Source organism: uncultured Abyssibacter sp. (assembly GCF_964000955.1).
Lineage (GTDB): Bacteria > Pseudomonadota > Gammaproteobacteria > Nevskiales > OUC007 > Abyssibacter.
Genome location: NZ_CAXFCL010000326.1, coordinates 1 through 7444 on the forward strand (window position 1 = coordinate 1; position 7444 = coordinate 7444).

A 7444-nucleotide genomic window follows, 5' to 3' on the forward strand; every position below is an offset into this window, starting at 1 on the left:
CCTGCGCGGTGGAAATCCAGATCTTCTCGCCGTTGATCAGGTAGCCGCCGTCGCGGCGCTCGGCGCGGGTCTTGATCTCGGTGGTGTTGAGTCCGGCGTTGGGCTCGGTGACGCCGAAGCACACGCGGTCCTCGCCGGTGACCACGCGGGGCAGGATGCGTGACTTCTGTTCCTCGGTGCCGAACAGCACCACCGGCTGCACGCTGAACACGGGGATATGCACGCTGGAGGCCCCGGTCATCCCGGCGCCGGACTCGGCGATGGCCTGCATCATCACCGCCGCCTCGGTAATGCCCAGCCCCGAGCCGCCGTACTCCGTCGGCATCGCGATGCCCAGCCAGCCGCCTTCGACCAGCGCGTTGAAGAACTCCTGCGGAAACTCGCCGGACCGGTCGCGCTCCAGCCAGTAGTCGGCGGAGAACCCGGAGCAGAGTTTCAGGATCGCGTCCCGGATGTTCTGTTGGTCGTCGGAAAGTGCGAAATCCATGGTTGGCCGTGCGCGTCTGCGGGAATCGGAGTCATTGTTGGCGGCATCGATGTGCCGATATTAACGCAACGGACTGGAATATGTACGCTCGCGGTGAAAGAATCCCCCGCAGAACGAGAGCGCGAGGATGACGCGATGGGCAAGCCCTCGAAGGGCAAGGGGCCGCTGGCCGGGATTCGGGTGGTTGATCTGACCGCCATGGTCATGGGGCCGTACTGCACGCAGATCCTGGCGGACATGGGCGCCGAGGTGATCAAGATCGAACCGCCCGAGGGAGACGGCGTCCGCTACATTTCCTGCGGGCCGGCACCGGGCATGAGCGGCATCTTCGCCAACGTGAACCGGGGCAAGCGCAGCGTGGTACTGGACCTGCGCAGCGACGAGGGGCGGGCGGCGGTTCGCGAACTGATCCGGCATGCCGACGTGTTCGTGCATTCCATGCGGGCCAAGGCCATCGCCCGGCTCGGGCTCAGCTACGACGAGGTCGCCGCGATCAATCCCGGCATCGTCTACACCAACTGCTACGGCTATGGCCGCCGCGGTCCGGATCGCGACCAGCCGGCCTACGACGACACCATCCAGGCCGAATGCGGGCTGCCGGCGGTGCAGCAGATGCTCACCGGCGAGGCAAGCTACGTGGGCACGATCATGGCGGACAAGATCGCGGGCCTGACCGCGCTTTACGCGACCACCATGGCCCTGTTCCACCGCGAGCGCACCGGCGAGGGGCAGGAAGTGGAGGTCGGCATGTTCGAGACCATGGCGGCGTTCATGCTGGTCGAGCACGCCAACGGCGCCCTGTTCACGCCGCCGACCGGGCCGGCACATTACCCGCGCGCCGTCGCGCCGAATCGCAAGCCCTACCGGACCAGCGACGGCTACGTGTCGGCGCTGATCTACAACGACAAGCACTGGCGACTGTTCGTCGATGCGGTGCAGCCCACGTGGGCCGATGATCCGGCTTATGCGACGCTGGAGCTGCGCGCCAAGTGCATCGACAAGATCTACGGATTGCTGGCCGACGTGTTCCTGCAACGCACGACCGGGCAATGGCTGGACCTGCTGCGTGAACTGGGCATTCCGGCCGCGCCGCTGCGCACGCCCGAGGAGCTGCTGCACAACGAGCACCTGAACGCCGCGGAATTCTTCGAGACGGTGGATTCACCGCATGGGCCGGTGCGCTATCCGGGCGTGCCGACCTGGTTTTCGCGATCGCCCGGCGGCGTGGCCGGTGCCGCGCCGGAGCTGGGTGCGGATACCGACGACGTGCTCGAGGAACTGGCGCGGCTGCGGGCGACCAACGCGCCGGTCGGCCCGGCGGCCTGAGTCGACCGGGTCCGGACTACTGTCTGTACCCGAGGCTGTCCGAGATCCTCTCGGCTTCCTCGCGAACCATGTCGGGCAGGGCGTCGTGCAGCCGTGAGGAGGGCGCGGCGACGATCAGCGCGCCGATGGCCGCGCCGGTCGCGTCGCGGATCGCGGCGGCCGTGCCCGCCGCTCCGCTGGCGGCCTGATTGACCGTTTGCGCAACGCCGGTGGCGCGTGCCTGCTCCACGATGGCGGCCAGCTTGCCCTTGTCGATCACGGTGTCGTCGGTCAGCCGTCCGGGATTGAGCGTGTGCAGATACTCGTGCAGCTCGTCCTCCGGCAGCGCCGCGAGCAACACGCGGCCTCCCGAGGTGCAGTACAGCGGGCGACGGTCGCCAACCGATACCGCGAAGCGGACCGTGTCGGTGCTCTCGATCACGTCGACATAGGTGATGCCCTGGCCGTCCTGGTCGCGCACCGCGAACAGCACCGTCTCGCCGGATCGGGCGGCCAGGCGTCGCATGCCATCCCGGATGAGATCCGAGGTCTGGAACCGCCGCCGGGATTCCACCAGCGCGCTGCCCAGGCCGAAGGCCGCCGGGCCCAGCCGGTAGACCCCGTCCGAAACAATCACGAAATGAGCTTCCGCAAGCCCGCGCAGCAGGGCCGCGACGCTGCTCTTCGGCGCGTCCAGCGTCCGGCTCAACTGAGCCAGGCTCAGCGGTTCGCTTGCTGCGCAAAGGGCTTCGAGTATCCGGATCACCCGTGTGACGGACTGTGGTGAATTCGAGCGGCGCTGCTCCATCGGCATCCTTGTTCTTGTCTTCACCGGGTCTGAACGTCGGCGCCCGATCCCGGCGTCAGTGGGGCGCGACCCTGCGAACCTGTTTATCAGGATTGTGGTCGGCGGCGTCGCATCCAACAAGCGGCGACCCGGGCCGCGGTCGTGATCTGGCGGCTTGACGACGTGCTGTGGTCGGGTCGTGTCACCGCCCGGATGGCCGCAGCGAGACCGGAGCGTTCGGCGGCGTGACCGCGCGAAGAGTCATTCCATAAATGTCCGGACAATTCATATTCCTGTGGGCTCTGAAACGCATTCGACCTTTCATGTCGGAGCACGCTCGACTCGGGTCCAGACGAACCTGCATTCGCATCGAAACCATTCGAACCGTGAGATTTTATGGGAATAAGGTTATCGTAGCGGGACCGTTTCGTCGCAGTGGGCGGGCGAGCCGGACGGCCTGGAATTCGCCGTCCGGTGTCAGGTGTCCGTTCTGAAGGAGATGGATTTATAAGTCCGGACAAATAGGGTTCGTCCCTGGAGCTGGATGGCCAGGACAAGCAGACAGCGTGACGCGCAGGAGAGGAGAACGTCATGAAAAAGGCCGAGGACATGCAGGAGACCATGGCATCCGAACCGCTGTCGGAGGCGGTCACCATCGGGCCGGAAGCCTACGTATCCGAAGACTACGCCCGCGCCGAGCGCGACCGTTTGTGGCGCAAGGTGTGGCTGCGGGTCGGGCGCATCGAGGAGATTCCCGAGGTCGGGCAGTTTCTGAGCTATGAGGTGCTGGACGACTCGATCGTGGTCGTGCGCACGGCCGCCGACAAGCTCAAGGCCTTCCACAATGTCTGCCCGCATCGCGGTCGACGTCTGGTCGATACGCCCAAGGGCACCCGCAACGCTTGTGGCCGCCGGCAGCAGTTCGTCTGCGGCTTTCACGGCTGGCGCTTCAACCTAGATGGCGAAAACACGCATATCCCGCACTGCGAAGACTGGAACGGCACGCTCAACGCCGACAACACGCGGCTGAGCGAGGTCAATGTCGACACCTGGAGTGGCTGGGTCTTCATCAACATGGACCCGGACTGCGAGCCGCTGCGGGATTATCTGGAACCCGCGGCATCCATGCTCGAACCCTTCGAGCTGCATCGCATGCGCTATCGCTGGCGTAAATGGGGCATCTTCGACTGCAACTGGAAGGTGGCGCTGGAAGCGTTCAACGAGACCTACCACGTGCAGACAACCCACCCGGAGTTCAACAAGTACGGCGAGTTTCGCGGTTGGGCCAAGGCGCAGGGCCGGCACAGCAACATCGGCTATGAGGCGCCCAAGGGCATGGACGAAAACCAGAAGGCGAAGCTGCGCATCGCCTCCGGTACCGACCCGCGCGTGGCGACGGCTGAAATGCAGGTCTACACTTGGGAAAAGGCGAATACCAACACCACCGAAACGCTGGTGGATGCCGCCAGGCGACTGGTCGATGAACTGCCGGAAGGCACGCCCGGGCCACAGGTACTCCAGCACTGGCTCAAATCGGCGAAGGAACGTGATGCCGCCCGAGGCGTGCACTGGGCCGAGGTCGATCCGGCGCATGTCGGCAAGAGCGGCACCGCCTGGCAGATCTTCCCGAATTTCCAGATCGGCCACGCCGTCAACAACATGCTTTGCTACAGCGCGCGGCCCTACGGCTACGACCCCAACAAGTGCATCTTCGAAGCGGCGGTATACCAGCACTACCCGGAAGGCGAGGAGCCGGTCACCGAGTGGGAATATTCACCGGCCACCGAGGAGGCCTGGTCCTACGTGCTGGGGCAGGATTTCTCCAACATGGCCGCCGTGCAACTGGGCATGCAATCCGCCGGATTCCGCGGCACGCAACCCAACCCGTACATGGAACGCAGCACGGTCAACCTGCACAAGAACCTGGCCGAGTACATGGGGCGGGGGGCTCCGGTGAAAAAGGGCTGATTCACTGGCCGGCGATGGAGAATGTCTGGCCGACGAAAAAGCGGAATCGAGCCTCTTCGGTCTCGGAGTCCCATTCCATGGCAATCCCTCCGTCCAGACCACCATTGGCTTCACTGCGGCTCAGGTACAGCGGGAGTGATACTCGCGTGATCGAGTCGCTGATCGCGTGACTGGTGACCAGCTTGATCGCGAGGTCGGTGCCGATGCGGCGGCGAATGTCGAGCATGGCAACGGCATTCTCGCTCTCCACGCCGGCGTCGAATCGCACGTCCTGACACAGCAGATTGTTGCCCGTGTCGGTGCACTGCTGGCGTAGCTCCCCCTCGCTGTAACCACGTTCCCAGGCCGCGCCGATGCTGATCGAGCTGACATCGCCGAGCTGCATCCCGAAGGCCGCGACGACCGAGAACGGCGTTTCCTGACGCTCACCCGTTACGGCCATGCTGTCGGCCGTGACGCTGGGATCGATGGTCTGCGCTCCCACATTGGCGGCGAGGCGAAACGTCTTCAGCGATGAGCTGCGCACGCAGTCACGCAGCTGGCTGGCGACGTAGGGCGGCAGGAACTGCTGCCACTCGACGTCGATGTCGGTGTCAACGACCCGCACGGCACTGATGCACTGCTTGTTGACCGAGCTGGCATTCAGAAAGATCGCCTGGGCGCGCAGATACTCCTGGCGGATCAGCTCCCGGTTGCGATCGGCGGCCTCCTGGCTGCCGGCGTAGCCATCCGGGGTGTAGTCGTACTCCTTCTCGAAGAACTGGTCGTTGCAGAAACCACTGGCGCCCGTCACCTTCTTGAAGTGCTGGCAGTTGCGATCAGGCAGCGTGTTCACCTCCGCCTGCTGGCCCACGTTCCAGATGATTCGCGTGTAGCGCAGGCTGAGCTGATAGGCATCGGAGAAGACATCGCCGCCGGTCGTGTCGTCACCGGTGTCGATGGCGGACCCGTACTCGATCGGGCCCGACGCTTCCAGGTCCAGACGGTTGCGATCCGTTCCCAGGCCGATGGTCGTGCCGTCGAGATTGAAGCGCAGGCGTCCACCGGCCTCGCCAAGGTCGAGGTGCAGTCCGTTGAACGACGCGCTGATGACCGAGTCGCCTGACACGTCGGCGCCGAAGGTTCTGACCAGTGTCGCAACGCCGTTGGCGATGTCCGACATGTCGTCCGGGTTGGGAAGCGCCGTATCCGTATCCGCCATGAGGGCGAACGGCCAGATCAGCATTGCCGTCAGCAGCGTCCGGCCGATCATTTCGAGACGGCCTCGATGCCGGTGGTCAACAGGTCGGAGCCGTCGCTGGACTCGAACTGCTGCGGCAGCTCGCCATCCTCGCAGACCACCTCGTGCTGGGCGTCACCGCTGACATCGAGCGTGTACTTGAAGCCGGCCGCAGGGCCATGGGTGAGGCGCACCGACAGGATATAGCGCAGGTCGGGTCGGATCAGCGCCGTGCCCGTGCCGTTGGTCAATGGCACATCAATCGGTGCTTCGCCGCCGTCCGAACGCGTGAGCTTGACGTCCACGATCACGGACGCCGGTGTCGTCGGCACCGAGATGGTGACTTCGGCGCCGCTACCGGAAGCGCCCGCTTTGGTCGTGGTTCGCCAGCCGGCCAGGCTGATGAAGTCGCGCTTGCCGTAGCCACGGGCACGTGCGCAGACCTCATAGCCTTCGCGCGAGCCCTCGTCGTTGGTGTTGCCTTCGATGGTGTCGAAGCTCTCGGCGCCAAAGCGGGTGACAAAGCCCGTGTGTGTCCAGTCGGTACTGGTGCGGCGATTGAGGAAGACACTGCCCTCCGGCAATACGACATCGCCTCTGTCCTGTTCCCGGACGAACAACCCGGCCTCCTTGGCCTGGGCCGCGAGAATGTCGCAACTCACGCTGCCCTTGATGGGCGGCTTGATGCCGAGGGTTCCGGCCGCCTGCTGGATCACGAAACTGACGAAGCCGGCACACCAAGGCCAGTTGTCACCTTCGTTTCCGCCGGTGTACACGCGGACCCAGGGTCCCCGATTCTGGCCGCCGATCTCGCGAGGGTGCTGGGCCAGGTGCTGTTTGGCGTAGCCCGCGACCATGGCTGGCAAATCCTTGCTGCCCACTCCGATCGGCTTGAGCGCCTTCAGCAATGGCGTGACCAGCGTTTCCCAGGTGGTTTCGTCAACCATGCCGGTGACCGCCAACTTGCGTTTGGCCTGAAACTGACGGATCGCGCTCTGGGTTGCCGGCCCGAAATCACCGTCGACCGCGGTGTGAAAACCCGCCAGCGCCAACCACTCCTGAACCCGCCGCGTGGCCTTTCCACGCTTGCCGCGCGCCAACTGGTCATGAAACTCCAGCTCGCGCCGAACCCAGGATTGCGACACGTTCTCCAGGTCAATCGCCATGGTGTCCCCTCTCAGTCGTTGTTATCTGAACCCCCGGGTGATTCTAGCCTTCGTATCATCGTCCCGAGCAAAACGATCGGAGCAAAGCCATGCAAACCATTCTGGGCGCCAGCGGGCAGATCGGCCGCGAACTCGCCGTGCAGCTGAAGCGCGATTTCACCAGCGACATCCGGCTGGTGAGCCGCAACCCCAAGCGGGTCAACGACACCGATGAACTGCTCAGTGCCGATCTGCTCGACGCCGAGCAGACGCTGCGCGCCGTCGAAGGCTCCCAGATCGTCTACCTGACCGCCGGGCTGCCGATGGACACCCGGCTCTGGGTGGAGCAGTGGCCCATCCTGATGCGCAACGTTATCGACGCCTGCGCCACACACGGCGCCAGGCTGGTGTACTTCGACAACACTTACATGTACCCGCAAACCGCGGAGCCGCAGACCGAGGACAGCCCGTTCCGACCGAACGGCGACAAGGGGAAGGTGCGCGGCGCCATCGCCCAGGCGCTGCTCGATGCC

At 64.9% G+C, this 7444-nt stretch carries 7 protein-coding genes; 3 read left to right on the forward strand and 4 right to left on the reverse strand.

Annotated features, from left to right (window positions below; genetic code table 11):
- The coding region (locus ABNS06_RS15770; RefSeq protein WP_348675559.1) for an acyl-CoA dehydrogenase family protein at positions 1-487 on the reverse strand (487 nt) is incomplete at its 3' end.
- Between the two features lie 135 nt (positions 488-622).
- On the opposite strand from ABNS06_RS15770, the gene ABNS06_RS15775 reads away from it, so the two are divergent.
- On the forward strand, positions 623-1813 hold the full coding sequence (locus tag ABNS06_RS15775; RefSeq protein WP_348675560.1) for a CoA transferase: 1191 nt from the start codon (positions 623-625) through the stop codon (positions 1811-1813).
- A 16-nt stretch (positions 1814-1829) separates the two neighbouring features.
- Here ABNS06_RS15775 and ABNS06_RS15780 read toward each other — a convergent pair whose 3' ends face one another.
- The gene (locus ABNS06_RS15780; protein ID WP_348675561.1) at positions 1830-2624 is read right to left on the reverse strand and encodes an IclR family transcriptional regulator; all 795 of its coding nucleotides are present in this window, start codon (positions 2622-2624) and stop codon (positions 1830-1832) included.
- Positions 2625-3170: 546 nt separating this feature from the next.
- Here ABNS06_RS15780 and ABNS06_RS15785 point away from each other — a divergent pair.
- Entirely contained in the window at positions 3171-4547 is a 1377-nt protein-coding gene (locus tag ABNS06_RS15785; protein ID WP_348675562.1) for an aromatic ring-hydroxylating dioxygenase subunit alpha, read from the forward strand.
- A gap of 1 nt (position 4548) precedes the next feature.
- Here the strand turns inward: ABNS06_RS15785 and ABNS06_RS15790 are convergent, their stop codons facing one another.
- Complete coding sequence (locus tag ABNS06_RS15790; RefSeq protein ID WP_348675563.1) at positions 4549-5799, reverse strand: hypothetical protein; 1251 nt, start codon at positions 5797-5799, stop codon at positions 4549-4551.
- Positions 5796-6932: a peptidoglycan-binding domain-containing protein gene (locus ABNS06_RS15795; RefSeq protein ID WP_348675565.1), complete on the reverse strand. Its 1137-nt coding sequence runs from the start codon at positions 6930-6932 to the stop codon at positions 5796-5798. The genes ABNS06_RS15790 and ABNS06_RS15795 overlap by 4 nt, the downstream gene beginning before the upstream one ends.
- An 89-nt stretch (positions 6933-7021) precedes the next feature.
- Between ABNS06_RS15795 and ABNS06_RS15800 the strand changes: the two genes are divergently transcribed.
- On the forward strand, positions 7022-7444 hold a 423-nt coding region (locus ABNS06_RS15800), incomplete at its 3' end, for an NAD(P)H-binding protein (RefSeq protein WP_348675566.1).

What these genes read in the sequence shown, in the direction of transcription:
- ABNS06_RS15795 (WP_348675565.1), bottom strand. Translation starts at nt 6,932, where the DNA reads ATGGCGATTGACCTGGAGAACGTGTCGCAATCCTGGGTTCGGCGCGAG.
- ABNS06_RS15775 (WP_348675560.1), top strand. Translation starts at nt 623, where the DNA reads ATGGGCAAGCCCTCGAAGGGCAAGGGGCCGCTGGCCGGGATTCGGGTG.
- ABNS06_RS15785 (WP_348675562.1), top strand. Translation starts at nt 3,171, where the DNA reads ATGAAAAAGGCCGAGGACATGCAGGAGACCATGGCATCCGAACCGCTG.
- ABNS06_RS15790 (WP_348675563.1), bottom strand. Translation starts at nt 5,799, where the DNA reads ATGATCGGCCGGACGCTGCTGACGGCAATGCTGATCTGGCCGTTCGCC.